18 protein-coding genes are annotated in these 16,795 nt (G+C 70.7%); 6 read left to right on the top strand and 12 right to left on the bottom strand.

Translation table 11 applies throughout. The features are described 5' to 3' along the window. Positions 1–73 precede the first annotated feature (73 nt). Positions 74–1,384 carry an MFS transporter gene (locus ACWD02_RS10680; RefSeq protein WP_451207213.1) on the bottom strand — a complete coding sequence of 437 codons (1,311 nt, stop codon included), beginning with the start codon at positions 1,382–1,384 and terminating at the stop codon, positions 74–76. A 62-nt stretch (positions 1,385–1,446) separates the two neighbouring features. Between ACWD02_RS10680 and ACWD02_RS10675 the strand changes: the two genes are divergently transcribed. Further along, positions 1,447–2,445 (top strand): LysR family transcriptional regulator, encoded by a 999-nt coding sequence (locus ACWD02_RS10675; protein ID WP_451207210.1) that lies wholly within the window; start codon positions 1,447–1,449, stop codon positions 2,443–2,445. 50 nt (positions 2,446–2,495) lie between these two features. On the opposite strand, the gene ACWD02_RS10670 is transcribed toward ACWD02_RS10675, so the two are convergent. Next, positions 2,496–3,263 (bottom strand): alpha/beta hydrolase, encoded by a 768-nt coding sequence (locus ACWD02_RS10670; RefSeq protein ID WP_451207206.1) that lies wholly within the window; start codon positions 3,261–3,263, stop codon positions 2,496–2,498. A 102-nt stretch (positions 3,264–3,365) separates the two neighbouring features. Here ACWD02_RS10670 and ACWD02_RS10665 point away from each other — a divergent pair, with 102 nt between their 5' ends. Then, the gene (locus ACWD02_RS10665) at positions 3,366–4,535 is read left to right on the top strand and encodes an adenosine deaminase (protein WP_451207203.1); all 1,170 of its coding nucleotides are present in this window, start codon (positions 3,366–3,368) and stop codon (positions 4,533–4,535) included. 142 nt (positions 4,536–4,677) lie between these two features. Continuing rightward, positions 4,678–5,097: an ATP-binding protein gene (locus tag ACWD02_RS10660; RefSeq protein ID WP_451207486.1), complete on the top strand. Its 420-nt coding sequence runs from the start codon at positions 4,678–4,680 to the stop codon at positions 5,095–5,097. Positions 5,098–5,192: 95 nt separating this feature from the next. On the opposite strand, the gene ACWD02_RS10655 is transcribed toward ACWD02_RS10660, so the two are convergent. The 5 genes from ACWD02_RS10655 to afsQ1 form a co-directional block, all read right to left on the bottom strand. Then, a complete protein-coding gene (locus tag ACWD02_RS10655) occupies positions 5,193–5,396 on the bottom strand; it encodes a PspC domain-containing protein (RefSeq protein WP_451207200.1) in 204 nt (67 codons plus the stop codon). Between the two features lie 89 nt (positions 5,397–5,485). After that, complete coding sequence (locus ACWD02_RS10650) at positions 5,486–6,076, bottom strand: VanZ family protein (protein WP_451207197.1); 591 nt, start codon at positions 6,074–6,076, stop codon at positions 5,486–5,488. 53 nt (positions 6,077–6,129) lie between these two features. Next, positions 6,130–6,732, bottom strand: coding sequence for a hypothetical protein (locus ACWD02_RS10645; protein ID WP_451207194.1), 603 nt, complete (start codon positions 6,730–6,732; stop codon positions 6,130–6,132). Next, complete coding sequence (locus ACWD02_RS10640) at positions 6,732–8,309, bottom strand: ATP-binding protein (protein ID WP_451207191.1); 1,578 nt, start codon at positions 8,307–8,309, stop codon at positions 6,732–6,734. The genes ACWD02_RS10645 and ACWD02_RS10640 overlap by 1 nt, the downstream gene beginning before the upstream one ends. Next, positions 8,306–8,983, bottom strand: a complete 678-nt coding sequence (afsQ1, locus tag ACWD02_RS10635) for a two-component system response regulator AfsQ1 (RefSeq protein ID WP_030562528.1) — start codon at positions 8,981–8,983, stop codon at positions 8,306–8,308. Before afsQ1 ends, ACWD02_RS10640 begins: the two co-directional genes overlap by 4 nt. 181 nt (positions 8,984–9,164) lie before the next feature. Here afsQ1 and ACWD02_RS10630 point away from each other — a divergent pair, with 181 nt between their 5' ends. After that, on the top strand, positions 9,165–9,944 hold the full coding sequence (locus ACWD02_RS10630; protein ID WP_363208882.1) for a SigE family RNA polymerase sigma factor: 780 nt from the start codon (positions 9,165–9,167) through the stop codon (positions 9,942–9,944). Between the two features lie 157 nt (positions 9,945–10,101). Here ACWD02_RS10630 and ACWD02_RS10625 read toward each other — a convergent pair whose 3' ends face one another. Then, complete coding sequence (locus ACWD02_RS10625; RefSeq protein WP_451207186.1) at positions 10,102–10,740, bottom strand: uridine kinase family protein; 639 nt, start codon at positions 10,738–10,740, stop codon at positions 10,102–10,104. A gap of 123 nt (positions 10,741–10,863) precedes the next feature. On the opposite strand from ACWD02_RS10625, the gene ACWD02_RS10620 reads away from it, so the two are divergent. Continuing rightward, positions 10,864–11,268: a hypothetical protein gene (locus ACWD02_RS10620; RefSeq protein WP_451207184.1), complete on the top strand. Its 405-nt coding sequence runs from the start codon at positions 10,864–10,866 to the stop codon at positions 11,266–11,268. Positions 11,269–11,400: 132 nt separating this feature from the next. On the opposite strand, the gene ACWD02_RS10615 is transcribed toward ACWD02_RS10620, so the two are convergent. The 3 genes from ACWD02_RS10615 to deoC are packed head-to-tail and all read right to left on the bottom strand — an operon-like array spanning position 11,401 to position 14,688. Next, the gene (locus tag ACWD02_RS10615; protein WP_451207181.1) at positions 11,401–12,297 is read right to left on the bottom strand and encodes an aldehyde dehydrogenase family protein; all 897 of its coding nucleotides are present in this window, start codon (positions 12,295–12,297) and stop codon (positions 11,401–11,403) included. Beyond that, the gene (locus ACWD02_RS10610) at positions 12,290–13,726 is read right to left on the bottom strand and encodes an aldehyde dehydrogenase family protein (RefSeq protein ID WP_451207178.1); all 1,437 of its coding nucleotides are present in this window, start codon (positions 13,724–13,726) and stop codon (positions 12,290–12,292) included. Before ACWD02_RS10610 ends, ACWD02_RS10615 begins: the two co-directional genes overlap by 8 nt. Positions 13,727–13,731: 5 nt before the next feature. Beyond that, positions 13,732–14,688: a deoxyribose-phosphate aldolase gene (deoC, locus tag ACWD02_RS10605; RefSeq protein WP_451207484.1), complete on the bottom strand. Its 957-nt coding sequence runs from the start codon at positions 14,686–14,688 to the stop codon at positions 13,732–13,734. A gap of 121 nt (positions 14,689–14,809) precedes the next feature. Here deoC and ACWD02_RS10600 point away from each other — a divergent pair, with 121 nt between their 5' ends. Continuing rightward, on the top strand, positions 14,810–15,469 hold the full coding sequence (locus ACWD02_RS10600) for a PH domain-containing protein (protein WP_451207175.1): 660 nt from the start codon (positions 14,810–14,812) through the stop codon (positions 15,467–15,469). 21 nt (positions 15,470–15,490) lie between these two features. Here ACWD02_RS10600 and ACWD02_RS10595 read toward each other — a convergent pair whose 3' ends face one another. After that, positions 15,491–16,741 (bottom strand): hypothetical protein, encoded by a 1,251-nt coding sequence (locus tag ACWD02_RS10595; protein ID WP_451207172.1) that lies wholly within the window; start codon positions 16,739–16,741, stop codon positions 15,491–15,493. Positions 16,742–16,795: the final 54 nt, after the last annotated feature.

The raw sequence follows: 16,795 nt of genomic DNA, 5'->3' as shown, positions 1-16,795 counted from the left end.
GCACTTCGGAAGCTACCGCAGCCCACTGACAACGGCCCCCGGAGTGAGGAAACCAGCAGGTGAGAAGGGTGGTTCAGTGCGCCGCCACGAGCCCCCGCCGCTCCTGACGCTCACGCTTCTCCTGCACCCGGGCCACATGCGACCCCCAGACGGTGAGCGACACGACGCCGCTCACCGCGAGCAGCCCCAGGCCCACCGTCCCGGCCCAGCCTCCCGCGTGGAAGGCGACCGCGCCGAGCGTGCCGCCCGCGCTGGAGCCCAGGTAGTACGCGGACTGGTAGAGCGCCGAGGCCTGCGCCCGCCCCGTGGTGGCCGTACGGCTCACGGACGAGGAGGCGACCGCGTGCCCCGCGAAGAAGCCCGCGGTGATCAGGACGAGCCCGAGCAGCACCATGACCAGCGAATCGGAGAGGGAGAGCAGCAGACCACCGGCGGTCGTGCTCACCGCCAGATACAGCGCCCCGCGCCGCCCGAGCCGCGTCACCAGCTTCCCCGCCGCGGCCGACGAGACGGTGCCGACGAGGTAGACCAGGAAGATCGAGCCGATGATGCCCTGCGGGAGCGAGAACGGCGCCTCGGTGAGGCGGTAGCCGATCACCGTGTAGACCGCGCCGAACACGGTCATGAACAGCGCGCCGATCGCGTACAGACGGCACAGCAGCGGGTTGGAGAGGTGCGAACGGATCGTCCGGCCGAGGGCCTTGGGGTTGAGCGAGCCCGCCGTGAAGTGGCGCGGCGCGGGGAGCAGCGCGCGGAAGGCGAGGGCGCACAGGACGGCCACGACACCCACCACGCCCACGGCCACCCGCCAGCCCCAGGCCTGCGCGACCCAGCCGGTGATGATGCGCCCGCTCATGCCGCCGATGGAGTTTCCCGCCACGAACATGCCGATCGCGGCGACCAGTGCCTTGGGCCTGACCTCCTCCGCGAGGAAGGCCATCGCGGACGCCGGGAGCCCGGCGAGCGCGGCTCCCTGCACGGCGCGCAGCGCGATGAGCGCGCCGATGGAGGGCGCGAAGGGGACGAGCAGCCCCACGACCACCGCGACGGTCAGCGAGACCGTCATGAGCGTGCGCCGCCCGAACCGCTCGCTGAGCGCGCTCAGGGGCAGTACGAAGAGGGCCAGCGCGCCCGTGGCCGCCGACACCGTCCAGCTCGCCGAACTCGCGCTGACACCGAAGTCGGCGGAGACGAGGGGGAGCAGCGCCTGCGTGGAGTAGAGGAGGGCGAAGGTGGCGACACCCGCGAGGAAGAGGGCGAAGCTCATCCGGCGATAGCCGGGGCCGCCGGGGTTCAGGCGTGTGTCGGCGGGTTCGGTCTGCGGGGACGACGGGGTGAGGGCGGCCGCGTGGGTGACGGACGCCCCGCTACTGGCAGGAGGCATGCGTCGAACGTAGGCACACAAGACTCATCCGTCCAATGCATGGACTGGTCATAATCGTTCCCATGGTGCATGAGCGCAGTTCAGAGCGGCGTCTGTCGCAGAGCAGTTACCTGACAGACATCGGCTCGACGGTGTCCACCCCTGCCGAGCTGACCCCGGAGTCCTGGTCCGCGCTGCTCTCGCCGCGCCTCGCGTACTTCGCGGGGGTCGCGCGCACGGAGCACGTGACCCGGGCCGCGCAGGAGATGCAGGTGCCGCAGTCGACGCTGTCGCGTGCGCTGGTGCGCCTCGAACAGGATCTGGGCGTCGACCTGTTCGCGCGCCACGGCCGTACGGTGTCGCTCACCCCGGCGGGGCGGACCTTCCTCGCCTCCGTCGAGCGGGCGCTCGGCGAGGTGGAGCGGGCCGCCGAGTCCGTACGGGCGGACGCGGACCCGGCGTCGGGCAAGGTGGCCTTCGGCTTCCTCCACACGATGGGTTCGGAGACGGTCCCCGGCCTGATCCGCGCCTTCCGGGCCGATCACCCGCGGGTCCGCTTCAGCCTCGTACAGAACTACGGGGAGGCGATGATCGAACGGCTCCGGGCGGGGGAGCTCGACCTGTGCCTGACGTCGCCCGTGCCGGACGCTCCCGATCTCGTCGCCCGCCGCCTGGACGAACAGCGGCTGCGCCTCGTCGTGCCGGACGACCACCGCCTCGCCTCCCGCAAGCGGGTCCGCCTCACGGAGGCCGCCGACGAGGCCTTCGTGACCCTCGAACCCGGTTACGGCCTGCGGCGCATCACGGACGACCTCTGCCAGGAGGCCGGCTTCAGGCCACGGGTCGCGTTCGAGGGGGAGGAGGCGGAGACGCTGCGGGGTCTGGTGGCGGCGGGCCTTGGGGTGGCCCTGCTGCCCCCGCCGGCCGTGCCCCGACCGGGAGTCGTGGAGCTGACGGTGACGGGCCAGCGTGCGGTCCGTGAGATCGGCGTGGCCTGGCTGGACGGCCACCCGGACACTCCGCCGGTGGCGGCGTTCAAGAGGTTCCTGCTGGGGAGGCGGGGCAGGTTGCTGCCGGATTAGTTCCCTGCTCCGCCGAGTTCGTCCTCAGACGCCGGACGGGCCGGAGTTCCTCACCGCTGCTTCATCGACTCCCCGAAGCCGGAGGCCAGCGGCATCCGCAGCCCCAACGGCGGGGGAGCCGCCAGTGCGTCCTCCAGGGGGCGCGCGTACGCGTGCCCGAACAGCGAACCCAGCACGAAGTCCGAGGCCAGCGCCTGGACTTCGGACTGATGCTGCTGCAACCGGTGCCCGTCGGAGTGGACTTCGAACCGGCACACCTCCCGGTTCGCCTTCTTCGCCCGCGCCGCAAGCCGGAACGAAAGCTCGGGATCGGTCCGCTCGTCGTTCGTGCCGTGCACGATCAGGACCCGCCGCCCGGCGAGCTGCCGCACCGGCTCCGGGGAGGCGGCCACATCGTCCTCGGGCAGCCAAGGAGCCAGCGCCAGAACGGAGTTGACCGCGTCATGTCCTGCGGCCCGCAGCGCGGCCCGGCCGCCCATGTCCATGCCGACGAGGCATACGGAGACGTCGCCGTAGAGGCGGACGACCTCGTCCGCCGCCCACTCCGCGTCCCGCGCGAGCTCCGCCTGCGCGCCGTTCCACCCGCGGTAGCGGTAGTGCACGACGTGCGTGGCGAGTCCCTCCTCGCGGCCGTCCTGGGCGAGCCTGCGGCCGAGCGCGCGCATCGAGGCAGCGGCGAACGGGGACGGCTTGCGGTCGGAGGTCTCGTGGCCGCCGGGGAGCAGCAGCACCGCGCCGCTGACCGCCGAAGGACGGGCGCCGATCACGCGTCCGAGCCTGGCCGCGCGCGCGGAATCGGGCGTCGCTTGCTGTGCCATGACAGAACAGTGTCAGAAGCGATGGTGTACGCCACCCGTCCGCGGGGTCACTGTTACGTATCGACCGGTGAGATCTACGCGCGTAGGCGCTAGAGTGCCGAGATGACGAGCCAGACCACCAAAGCCGGTCAGACGGACCGCGAAACGCCCAGCGCCGAACAGATCCGCCGCGCCCCGAAGGTGCTCCTGCACGACCACCTCGACGGCGGCCTGCGCCCCGGCACGATCGTCGACCTCGCCCGCGAGTCGGGTTACGAGGGCCTGCCCGAGACCGACCCCGACAAGCTGGGGATCTGGTTCAGGGAAGCCGCCGACTCCGGTTCGCTGCCGCGCTACCTGGAGACCTTCGCCCACACCTGCGCTGTCATGCAGACGAAGGACGCCCTCAAGCGCGTGGCGGCCGAGTGCGCCGAGGACCTCGCCGAGGACGGCGTCGTCTACGCCGAGATCCGGTACGCCCCCGAGCAGCACCTGGAGCAGGGCCTCACCCTCGAAGAGGTCGTCGAGGCCGTCAACGAAGGCTTCCGGGAAGGCGAGCGGCGCGCGAAGGAGAACGGTCACCGCATCCGCGTGGGCGCACTGCTCACCGCCATGCGGCACGCGGCCCGCGCCCTGGAGATCGCCGAACTCGCCAACCGCTACCGCGATCTGGGCGTCGTCGGCTTCGACATCGCGGGCGCGGAGGCGGGCTTCCCGCCCACCCGGCACCTCGACGCCTTCGAGTACCTCAAGCGCGAGAACAACCACTTCACCATCCACGCGGGTGAGGCCTTCGGTCTGCCGTCCATCTGGCAGGCGCTCCAGTGGTGCGGCGCCGACCGCCTCGGCCACGGCGTGCGGATCATCGACGACATCCAGGTCGCCGACGACGGCACCGTGAAGCTCGGCCGCCTCGCCAGCTACGTACGCGACAAGCGCATCCCCCTGGAGATGTGCCCCAGCTCGAACCTGCAGACGGGCGCCGCCGACTCGTACGCCGACCACCCCATCGGTCTGCTCCGCAAGCTGCATTTCCGGGCCACGGTGAACACCGACAACCGCCTGATGTCCGGAACCAGCATGAGCCGCGAATTCGAGCACCTGGTCGGGACTTTCGGCTACACGCTCGACGACATGCAGTGGTTCACAGTCAATGCGATGAAATCAGCGTTCATTCCTTTCGATGAACGCCTGGCCATGATCAGTGACGTCATCAAGCCCGGATATGCCGAGCTGAAGTCCGAATGGCTGTTCCGTCAGACCGCCTCCACCAGGGCTTCTGTCGACGTGTAACAGGAATTGAAGCAGTTTGGGCGCGGCCGGGAACATTAATTCCCGGTCGCGCTTTTGCTGTTTCGCTGTTTGCGGACCGCCCCTTCACATGTTTACGGTCATGGGCCGCTCAAAAGTCCCCGTCATCAAGGACGCATTGAAGATGAAGCAGTCTGCCGCCAAGACCCTCGGTGTCGCCGCTCTCGGCGCCGCCTTCGCCGCCGCCGGTGCGGGCGCCGCCAACGCCGCGCCGGCCCTGCCCGACGCCACGGGCGCCCTGGGTTCCGCCACCGCCATGCTCCCCATGGACATGGTCGGCGAGAAGCTGCCCGCCGGTGGGCCCGAGGCGATCGCCGCCGGCCAGAACGTGCTCGGCAGCACCCTGCAGGCCTCCGCGCCGACCGTGGGCAAGCTCGGCGAGAGCATGAAGCACGCCGACGACCGGGCCAAGCCCGCCGCGGCCGACCCGGTCTCCGGTCTGCTCGGTGGCCTGCCCATCGCCGGCGCCCTGCCCACGCAGGGCCTGCCCCTGCAGGGCCTGCCCACCGAGGGCCTGGGGCTGAACGGTCTGCCGCTCGGCTGATCCTCGCGGTCTGCGCACACGCCGATGGGGCGCACCCCTTTCTCAGGGGTGCGCCCCATCGGCGTACGCGTGCGGTGGCGGCGGGGGCCGCCGGTTCACCAGGCTGCCTGCCTGGCCTTGCCCTCGGAGGGCAACAGGGCCCAGAGCGCGAGGTAGAGCAGGAACTGCGGGCCGGGCAGCAGGCACGAAACCACGAAGATCACACGCATCGTGGTGGCCGACGTGTGGAAACGCTGGGCGAGGGCGGCACACACTCCGCCGATCATCCGGCCGTGGGTGGGGCGGGCAAGGGCGGTCATGGTGGCTCCTTCGTGAACCGTGGCGATCAGGTCCGGGGCGTTTCCCCGATGACTCAAAGCTACGTTCACGAAGCGGGCGAAGCGTCGCTCTAAGGTGCGATACCGACCCTGGGAATCGTCGGGGTCGACCCCTGAGGGGCATCCTCCCGCAGGAGGGTCGCCCGATGCTCACCGTCCGTACGACGGCGGAGCCTGGCCCGGGCCGCGGGCACCACGGCGAGATGCGCGAGGGCCATGCCCACGGAATTCAGGAACAGCGAGTCGATGTCGACGACCTGCCCGGGGACCCCGGTCTGCAGCAGTTCGATGCCGAGCGAGATCAGCGCGCCCGCCGCGACCGTCCGCACCAGCGAACCGAGCGGTGACACGTGAACCCGCCCACCGGCGAGCGGAAGCAGCACACCGAGCGGGGCGAGGAGCAGCAGACTGCCGCCTATCTGCCGGGCGGCCTGCACAGGTCCGAGCGCCAGATCCGCCTTGATGCCGGCGAACGGCTGCAGATTCGCCGCGCTGACCCACGGCACGTCCAGTGGACGCAGAGTGAGCCAGCCGACGAACAGAAGATGCGCGACGAGGAGGAATCCTCCTGCCGCACGGAAGCGGATGGCGGCCCCGTGGCCGCCCGAGCCTTGACGCACGCCCCCCAAGACGCGCCTGACGGCAGGATCGGTTCCGCGCATTCACTCCTGGAACACGCACTGTCCTGATCGCACACCGTGACTGTCTTGATCGACTACTGCACGGTCTCCGTGGGCGGAGCCACCGTCCCGGGACGCTGGCGGACCGCCTGGGTGCATTCGTAGCGGCGCAGCGGGTCGTCGCCGGGACCGCCCATGATCACCTCGCGGTCGTCGCCCGCCGCCGCGCTGTCCGCGAACGTGCAAACGATCTGTGCCAGAGCGAACGCCGACAGATCCTCCGGGGAGGTGCTGAACCGCAGCGCGTCCTCGGGGTCGCCCTTCTCGGGGCCGCCGACGACCGTGCCGCCGCGTACGTCCGTCGCGAAGCCCGCCTGCTTCTCCGGGGCCGAAGGCGCCTGCGACAGCTCGTCCAGGAGCGCCTGCGCGATCCGGACGCGATCCGTCGTCGCCTTCTGGGTGGGGATCCGCACCGACCGGTCGACGGTCACCAGCTGCGCCGCGCACACCAGGAAGACCTGCACGGGAACCCCGTTGGCGGACTGCGAGGCGATGCTCGACCCGGACATCACGCAGGGCACCCGGGAGGGTCCCGGGCCGAAGTCCGTCGGCACCTCCGTCGAGCGGATGCCGCAGCCCGCGAGGAGCGCGGTCAGCGCGGTGGCGAGCAGCGCGGCGCGAAGCCGTCGGTGGTTCATCACTTCTCTCCCTCGACGGCGTCGTCGCCGTCCGTGCCCTCCGCGGCCTCGTCCTCGGGCAGCAGCGCCGACGGGTCGCGCGGCAGCCACAGCGTGAACACCGCGCCGCCCTTGGGCGAGTTCGCGGCGGTGATCTCCCCGCCGTGGATGTGGGCGTTCTCCAGGGCGATGGAGAGCCCCAGACCGCTGCCCTCCGACCGCGGCCGGGACGCGCTCGCCTTGTAGAAGCGGTCGAAGACGTGCGGCAGTACGTCCTCGGGGATGCCGGGGCCCCCGTCACGCACCGCGATGACGAGCTTCTCGCCCGCGAGCCGCACCGAGACCTCCACCGGGGAGCCGCCGTGCTTGAGCGCGTTGCCGATCAGGTTCGCCAGGATGACGTCAAGGCGGCGCGGGTCGAGCCGCACCATGATGCCGCGCTCCGCGTCCAGCTCGACCGCGTCGAGCCAGGCACGGGCGTCGATGCAGGCCGTGATCTGGTCGGCGATGTCGACGTGGTCCAGGACGAGCCTGGCCGTACCCGCGTCGAAGCGGGTGACCTCCATCAGGTTCTCCACCAGGTCGTTCAGCCGGCGGGTCTCGCTGACCACGAGCCGCACGGCGGGCTCGATCATCGGATCGACGGACCCGGTCTCGGCGTCCAGCTCCTCTTCCAGCACCTCCGTCACCGCGGTGATCGCGGTCAGCGGCGTACGCAGCTCGTGCGACATGTCGGCGACGAAGCGCCGCGACGCCTCGTCACGGGCGCTCATGTCGTCGACCTTCTTCTCCAGACTCTCCGCCGTCCGGTTGAACGTCCGTGACAGATCGGCCAGTTCATCCGTGCCCGACACCCTCAGGCGCGTGTCCAGCTTGCCCTCGCCGAGCCGCCGCGCGGCGACGCCGAGCCGGTGCACCGGCTTGAGCACGGTGGTCGCAGCGGCCTGCGCGAGCAGCGCGGAACCGATGAGCGCGAGCCCCGTGGCGATCGCGAGCGACCAGCCGAGCGAACTCAGGTCCTTCGCCTCCGGCTCAAGGGACTTGAGCATGTAGCCGGTCGGCCCGCCGCCGATGACCTTGGCACCGCCCACGAGGTACGGGGTGCCGCCCTCGACGGTCCGCTGCCAGTACAGGTGGTACGGGCTCTTGTTGCTCGAGGTGAGCGGCTGCTCCTTGTTCACCGTCTTGCGCAGGGACTTGGGCACGTCGGCGAGCGTGAAGGCGTCCAGGTCGGAGTAGCCGACGATCGTGTCACCGTCGGCGTCCTTCCCGATCAGGAGCACGCTGTAACGCTGGCTGCTGTTGGCCATCGTCCCGGCGGCCTGCTGCAGCTCGTCCTGGGTCGGATTGGGCGGCAGCGCGCCGGCGCGGGTCTGCATCTCCTGCTGGAAGTCCTTCAGGGCCGCGTCCTGTGCGCGCGTCAGGACCGCCTCGCGGTTCAGCCAGTACGCGATTCCGGACGCCGTCACGGCGGCGGTGAGCGCCACCAGGCCGAACACCACGACAAGCCGGAGCCTGAGGCTCGTGAAGCGCAGCCCCGCCATGAGCGCCTTGCGCGCCGCGGCCCAACCGCGGAGCTTGTCCTGCGGTTTGGTCACTGAGGAGTGTCCAGCCGGTAGCCCACTCCACGCACCGTACGGATCAGCGTCGGCGAGGACGGCACGTCCTCCACCTTCGCGCGCAGCCGCTGCACACACGCGTCGACGAGCCGGGAGTCACCGAGGTAGTCGTGCTCCCACACCAGACGCAGCAACTGCTGCCGCGACAGCGCCTGTCCGGGCCTGCGGCTCAGCTCCAGGAGCAGCCGCAGCTCGGTCGGCGTGAGCTGCAGGTCCTCGCCGTTCTTCGTGACGGTCATCGCGGCGCGGTCGATGACGAGCGAACCGAACGTCGCCGCGTCATTGGCCTCGCGCTCACCGCGCCGCAGAACCGCGCGGATACGGGCGTCGAGCACCCGGCCCTGCACGGGTTTGACCACATAGTCGTCGGCACCGGACTCGAGCCCGACGACCACGTCGATGTCGTCGCTGCGCGCGGTCAGCAGGATGATCGGCAACTGGTCGGTGCGCCGGATGCGACGGCACACCTCGAAGCCGTCGATGCCCGGCAGCATCACATCCAGCACGATCAGGTCCGGCCGCTGCTCACTGAGCAGCTTCAGGCCGTCCTCGCCGGTGGCAGCAGTGGCCACCCGATGCCCTTGGCGGGTGAGCGAGAGCTCAAGGGCCGTACGGATGGCGTCGTCGTCCTCGATCAGCAACAGGGAAGGCACGGACGTCATTCTGTCCCATGGCACGGGCACAGTTCGACTGTTGGCCGGCTCCCACACTTCTCCCCTACACACGGAAGGCCTGTTGCAGGCCTGTGACAGTCGGCGGACACCGTCATGAAGTGGGTCCGGCAGAGTTTTGGTCACACGGAAACAGCCGGACTCCACCGACGGGGGGCGCGAGATGAACACACTGCACAGCACCAGCTCAAGCGCAGTAATCACGCGTCTCCACGACGTGATCCGGCCTGCCGAGAGGCACGAGAAGTCCGGTGCCGTGAGCGGGCGGGGGTGCGCTCGCGGCACCGGGCGTCAGCACACCGCGTACATGACGGTGGTTGACGCGTTCCCGGGGGAAACCCGCGGGGACAACGGGGGAACCGACGGGGGGGCTCACGGGGGAGCCGCGTACAGGGAGGACACGGGGGAGCGCACCACGGCGTCGGAGGCGGAGTTCACCGCCTACGTCCAGGAGCGTCGTGCCTCCCTGTACGCAACCGCCTATCACCTGACCGGTGACCGCTTCGAGGCCGAGGACCTGCTCCAGAGCGCCCTCTTCTCGACGTACCGGGCCTGGGACAGGATCAGCGACAAGGCCGCGGTCGGCGGGTACCTCCGCCGCACCATGACCAACCTGCACATCAGCGCCTGGCGGCGCCGCAAGCTCAACGAATACCCGACCGAGGAGCTGCCGGAGACGGCGGGCGACACGGACGCGATGCGTGGCACCGAACTCCGTGCGGTTCTCTGGCAGGCCCTGGCCCGCCTCCCCGAACTGCAGCGGACGATGCTGGTCCTGCGTTACTACGAGGGCCGCACGGACCCCGAGATCGCCGACATCCTCGACATCAGCGTGGGCACGGTGAAGTCCAGCATCTGGCGCTCCCTGCGCCGGCTGCGCGAGGACGACGTCCTCAGCTTCGGCCGTGACCAGGAGGAGTCCTTCGGCGAGTTGGTCGCCTAGGGATGACGGGGGGCCGCCGCTCCCGGGGGGAGGCGGCGGAAGCAGGGGGAAAACGGGGATCACGGGGGATCCACGGGGGAAACAAGTGGCGGGACCGGAAGGCCGGGGGGTCTTTCCGGTCCTTCTGCTTTGTACGAGTGCTTTGGAGCCCGCGGAGCTACGCGGCGTCCGCGCGAGCCTTGGCGCACCGCCCGGCGGCAGCCGCCGCGAGCCGTCCGAGGGCCTCTTCCTTGCCGCAGGGGTGAGCGCCCAGGGCGGTCTGCCGGGCGACGATCGCGCGCTCGGCCCGCATCAGCCGCCAGCCGCGCCGCAGCAGGAACGCCACGGATTTCCGTCCCTCGCGCAGGTCCCGCAGAAGCCGCCGCCGGTAGGTGGTGGACGGCCGTCCCCGCAGACAGATCGCGTCGGCGAGCACCCCGATCTCCCGGCACCGTTCCACGATGTCCGCCGCGAAGATGCCCTCCGCGATGAAGAGGGGGGTGCGCTCGATGTCCATCGCCGTCTCGCCCGTACGCGAGCTGGTGGCGATGTCGTAGACCGGGATGCGTGTACGTCCCGTGCGGCACAGCTGCTCGATGGCGGCGACGGCGACGTCCGTGTCCCAGGAGTCGGGGGAGTCCCAGTCGATGTCCGTGCTGCCGGGGACCTGCGGCAGCGTCGGGTCGTCGTGCTCCTTGTAGAAGTCGTCGAGGCACAGGACGGGCAGCCCGGAGAGGGCCGCGAACGACGACTTGCCTGAGCCCGAGGGACCGGCGAGCAGCACGACTCGGGTGGGTATCGGGGGATGGGAACTCACGAGAGAACAGTGTGCTGCATTGACCCGCCCAGGCGACCCGAAGGGTAGGGCTTTGGTACCCGCATCACCCCTCAACTACGCTACGTGTACATCTGATTACTCAAGCGGATAAGGGCGGAACCCATGGCACGGCACGCAACAGCCTCCAAGCACCTCTCCCGCGTCCTGCTGCGGGCGGGTCTGACGGTCAGCGTCGCGGGCACGGCGCTCGGCATCGGTGGCGCGGCGACGGCGAACGCCGCGCCGGCCCCCGCGCCCCCGGCCTCCGAGAACCTGCCGGCGGCCGGTGCGGGGGTGCTCCGGGCGGTGGAGGAGGTCGCCGCGGGTGGATTCGGGCCCGTCAAGGAGCTGAAGATCAACCCGCTCGCGGGTACGGGGTCCGACCCGCTGGACAACGCCCTGGGCACCCAGGTCGCGGACTTCAAGCCGGTCTCGACGGCGCCGTTGACCGCCCCGCTGGCCCAGGGCGGAGGCTCGCTGAGCGACCTGCCGGTGGTGGGTCCGGCCACGGGGCTGCTGCCCGGCTAGCCGCCCGGCGCGATGGTGTGGCGAAGCCCCGGCCCTCCTGGACGGAGGAGGACCGGGGCTTCGTCGTGCGCGGTGGCTCCAGATGGCCTCAGGCGGCTTCTGGCAGCCTGAGAGGCCTCAGCCTGAGAAGCCTCAGTACGAGGAGCCCGACGCGCCCAGCGAACCCGTGGGGTGCCAGACCGTCTTGGTCTCCAGGAAGGCCGTCAGGCGGTGCGTGCCCGGGTCCGCCGACCAGTCCACGTCCACAGGCTGTGGACGGACGACGCGCTTGAGGTTGTCCGCCGCGGCGACCTCCAGCTCCTTGGCCAGGTCGTCGTCCTCGACGCCCGCGAGGTCCATCGCGTTCACGTCCTGGTGCGCGGCGAGCGACGGGGTGATCTCCGCCGTACGGCCGGACAGGATGTTCACGACGCCGCCCGGCAGGTCGGAGGTGGCGAGCACCTCGCCGAGGGAGAGCGCGGGGAGCGGGGAGTCCTCGCTCGCGATCACCACGGCCGTGTTGCCCGTCGCGATCACCGGGGCGATCACCGAGACCAGGCCGAGGAACGACGACTTCCGCGGGGCGACGACCGCCACCACGCCCGTCGGCTCCGGCGAGGAGAGGTTGAAGAAGGGGCCCGCGACCGGGTTTCCGCCGCCCACGATCTGGGCGATCTTGTCGGTCCAGCCCGCGTACCAGACCCAGCGGTCGATCGCGGCGTCCACCTCGGCGGCGGCCTTGGACTTGGAAAGCCCCTCCGCCTCGGCGACCTCGCGCACGAACTGGTCCCTGCGGCCCTCCAGCATCTCCGCGACGCGGTAGAGGATCTGTCCGCGCAGATAGGCCGTCTTGCCCGCCCAACTGCCCTGCGCCTTGCGTGCGGCGACGACCGCGTCACGCGCGTCCTTGCGGGACGAGAGCGGGGCGTTGGCCAGCCACTTGTTCTTCGAGTCGGTCACCTCGTACACCCGGCCGCTCTCGCTGCGGGGGAACTTGCCCCCGACGTACAGCTTGTAGGTCTTGAAGACACTCAAACGCTGCTCAGACATCGAGGTAAGCCTCCAGGCCGTGGCGGCCGCCCTCGCGGCCGTAACCCGATTCCTTGTAGCCGCCGAAGGGCGAGGTCGGGTCGAACTTGTTGAACGTGTTGGCCCAGATGACGCCCGCGCGCAGGCGATCGGCGACCGCGAGGATGCGGGACCCCTTCTCCGTCCAGATGCCGGCGGAGAGGCCGTACTGCGTGTTGTTGGCCTTGGCGACGGCCTCTTCCGGCGTGCGGAAGGTCAGCACCGAGAGCACCGGGCCGAAGATCTCGTCGCGGGCGACGGTGTGCGCCTGCGTGACGTTGGTGAAGAGCGTCGGCGCGAACCAGTAGCCGGACGAGGGCAGTTCGCACGGGGCGGACCAGCGCTCGGCGCCCTCCGCCTCACCCGTCTCGGTGAGGGCCTTGATGCGGGCGAGCTGCTCGGCGGAGTTGATCGCGCCGATGTCCGTGTTCTTGTCCAGTGGGTCGCCCAGGCGCAGGGTGGTCAGGCGCCGCTTGAGCGCGTGGAGCACCTCGTCGTGGACCGACTCCTGTACGAGGAGGCGCGAGCCCGCGCAGCAGACCTGGCCCTGGTTGAAGAAGATGCCGGTGACGATGCCCTCGACGGCCTGGTCGATGGGTGCGTCGTCGAAGACGATGTTCGCGCCCTTGCCGCCCAGTTCGAGCGTGACCTTCTTGTCCGTGCCCGCGACCTGGCGCGCGATGGCCTTGCCGACGGCGGTCGAGCCGGTGAAGGCGACCTTGTTCACGTCCGGGTGGGCGGTGAGGGCGGCGCCCGCGTCGCCGTACCCGGGAAGGATGTTGACGACGCCCTTGGGCAGGCCCGCCTGGCGGCAGATGTCCGCGAAGAACAGGGCGCTCAGGGGCGTGGTCTCCGCGGGCTTCAGGACGACCGTGTTGCCGGTCGCGAGCGCCGGGGCGATCTTCCAGGCGAGCATCAGGAGCGGGAAGTTCCAGGGGATGACCTGGCCCGCGACACCGAGCGGCCTCGGGTTCGCGCCATACCCCGCGTGGTCGAGCTTGTCGGCCCAGCCCGCGTAGTAGAAGAAGTGCGCGGCGACCAGGGGGAGGTCGGCGTCGCGCGTCTCCTTGATGGGCTTTCCGTTGTCGAGGGTCTCCAGGACGGCCAGTTCGCGGCTGCGCTCCTGGATGATCCTGGCGATGCGGAAGAGGTACTTGGCGCGCTCGGCGCCCGGAAGGGCCGACCACTTCTCGAAGGCCCGGCGGGCGGCCTTCACCGCGCGGTCGACGTCTTCGGAGGAGGCCTGCGCGACTTCGGAGAGGACCTCTTCGGTGGACGGGGAGACGGTCTTGAAGACCTTGCCGTCGGCCGCCTCCACGAACTCGCCGTCGATGAACAGGCCGTAGGAGGGGGCGATGTCGACGACGGAGCGGGACTCGGGCGCCGGTGCGTACTCGAAGGGGGAAGTCATCTTGGTCAGTCCACCGTCACGTAGTCGGGGCCGGAGTAGCGGCCCGTGGCCAGCTTCTGGCGCTGCATCAGCAGGTCGTTGAGGAGCGATGAGGCGCCGAAGCGGAACCAGTGGTTGTCCAGCCAGTCCTGGCCCGCGGTCTCGTTCACCAGGACGAGGAACTTGATGGCGTCCTTGGTGGTGCGAATGCCGCCCGCGGGCTTCACGCCGACCTGTACCCCGGTCTGCTCGCGGAAGTCGCGTACGGCCTCCAGCATCAGGAGGGTGTTCGCGGGGGTGGCGTTGACGCCGACCTTGCCGGTCGAGGTCTTGATGAAGTCCGCGCCCGCCAGCATGCCGATCCAGGAGGCGCGGCGGATGTTGTCGTACGTGGACAGCTCGCCGGTCTCGAAGATGACCTTGAGCCGGGCCTCGCCGGAGGCTTCCTTCACGGCGCGGATCTGCTCGAACACCGTCATGTAGTCGCCGGAGAGGAAGGCGCCGCGGTCGATGACCATGTCGATCTCGTCGGCACCCGCCGCGACGGCCTCGCGGACGTCGCCGAGCTTCACGTCGATGGCGGCGCGGCCCGCGGGGAAGGCGGTCGCGACGGAGGCGACCTTGACGCCGCTGGCGCCGACGGCCTCCTTGGCGGTGGCCACCATGTCCGGATAGACGCAGACCGCGGCGGTCCTCGGGGTGCCGCGGTCGGTCGGGTCGGGGTTCACGGCCTTCGCGCCGAGCGCCCGGACCTTGCCCGGGGTGTCGGCGCCCTCCAGCGTCGTCAGGTCGATCATCGAGATGGCGAGGTCGATGGCGTACGCCTTCGCCGTCGTCTTGATCGAACGGGTGCCGAGCGCTGAGGCGCGTGCCTCCAGGCCGACCGTGTCGACGCCGGGCAGCCCGTGGAGGAAGCGGCGCAGCGTGCGGTCCGACGCTGTGGCGTCGCTCAGCGCGTGTGCGGGTACGGATGCAGTGGGCATGGTCACGAGGGGAGCATATCTACGCGCGTAGCGGCTGTACAGGGGGCGGATGGGAACGGGGGCGGGGAGGCGTGGCGGGACCCGCAGGCCCCCCGCGCCGGGCCTCAGGCAGAATCAGGGTATGAGCGACCCCCAGCCCCCCGTGGCGGAGCCCGAGCACCCCCAGTACAAGGACCGGACCTACCGGTCGTCCGGCGGTATCGCCGGAGGCGTTCTGCTGCTCGCCCTCGGCGGCTGGCTCGGCGTCGACGCGATGATCCGGGGTGAGGGCCGCACCCCGTGGCTCGCGCTCGCCGGGCTGCTCCTGGCGGTGCCGATCGTCGTCGCCTTCACCGTGCGTCCCGCCGTGTACGCCAACGACGACCGGCTGCGCATCCGCAACCCCTTCCGGACGATCACGCTGCCGTGGGCGTCCGTATCGGGTCTGCGCTCCGGGTACTCGAACGAGGTCTTCACCCAGTCCGGCACCAAGTACCAGCTCTGGGCCATCCCGGTCTCCCTGCGCGGCCGCAAGAAGGCCGCCCGGAGGAAGTCGCAGGGGGTGGCCGCGGGCGACCCGAGCGTCGGCGGCCCGGGGCTGCGCGCTTCGTTGAAGTCCGGCCGGCCCGAGACCCAGCGCGCCGCCGGGGACCAGATCATGGACGACCTGCGCGACCTGTCCGAACTCCGCGCCTCCGCGAAGACCGCACAGGGTGAGCCCGAGGTGCGCTGGGGCTACGAGATCCTGGCGCCCGCGCTGGCAGGGGCGGTACTCCTCGCGGTGCTGCTCGCTGTCGGGTAGGAGCGGATGTGGCTCGCGGGTCTACGGGGGGCCCAGCCAGGCCAGGAGCATGTGGCCGCCGAATGCTGCCGACGTGAGTGCCGCGGTTGCCGTCACCGTTACGGCGACGTGCGTCCGGGCCCGGGACAGGGCCGCCGCCAGCGGCAGCAGCAGGGGGAAGCCGGGGAGCAGGAAGCGGGCCCGGGGGAAGTAGACGCCCTTGCTGCCGAGCACGATCAGGAGCAGCAGGCCCGTGAAGACCAGCAGCGGCAGCGGCTGGCGGTCACCCAGCGACAGGACGAACAGCGCCGCCGACGCGAGCAGCGTCGCCGTCACCATCATCAGGAACAACTGCGGCCGCTGGACCGACAGCAGGTCCTGCACGGTCCGCAGCGTCGCCACCCCGCCGTCCCACTCGTTGTGCCACAGCTTCTGCACGGCGAAGTACCCGTCCCAGCGGCCGAGTCGCAGCCCCACCCAGCCGACGTACGAGAGCCAGCCGAGCGGGGCGAGCACGGCCCCCAGGAGCATGCGCACGCGCTCTCCGGTGCCGCCCGTTCCATGCCGCGTGCGCCACAGCGCGAGCAGGGCCGTCAGGGACACCGCCGCCGCGAGCGCCACACCCGTGGGGCGGGTCAGTCCCGCGAGCGCGGCCAGCGCACCCGCCCAGATCCAGCGCCCGGTGAGCACGGCGTACAGCGCCCACGCGGTGAGCGCGGTGAAGAGCGACTCCGTGTAGCCCATCCACTGCACCAGCGCGACGGGGAGCGAACCCCAGAGAACGGCGAGCAGGACGCCCGCCCTGCGCCCGTACAGGCGGTCGCCCACCGCGAAGATCCCCCACGCCGCGAGGAACGAACACGTGACGGCGATCGTGAGCCCCACGGCCCCGCGTGGCTCCGGGACGAGCAGACTGCCCGCCCTGATGAGCAGTGAGTGCAGCGGGAAGAAGGCGAGGTTGTTCGCGTCGATCCGGGTGCCCAGGGTGTGCGCGTAGCCGGTGTCGGCGATCCTCAGGTACCAGTCGCAGTCCCAGGATTCCGCCAGCAGATGCCAGACGTCCCGGTGCTCCCTGCGCGCCCACAGAGCGAAGACCAGAGCGCCGAAGAGGCGTACGGCGGCGTACGCGAGGAGTGCGGGCGTCGCGCGGCGCAGGGCGCGGACGGCGCGTGCGCGGCGGGCGGGGGAGCGGCCCGGAGCGATGCGGGGGCGGCGAAACGGGGCGACGACCCGGGGCGTCGCGGCGGACACCGGTGTGGTCGAGGTGGTCTGAGGGGGCGGTCCGTACGGCACTGCGGCAGCTCCTGGAACGTGATCGTGCGCTGCCGGTCACCCTTACTGGGGGAC

The organism is Streptomyces sp. NPDC002853, from assembly GCF_053591915.1.
Note: the sequence above shows the minus strand (reverse complement) of the source record. Positions and strands in the feature narration are given on the sequence as shown.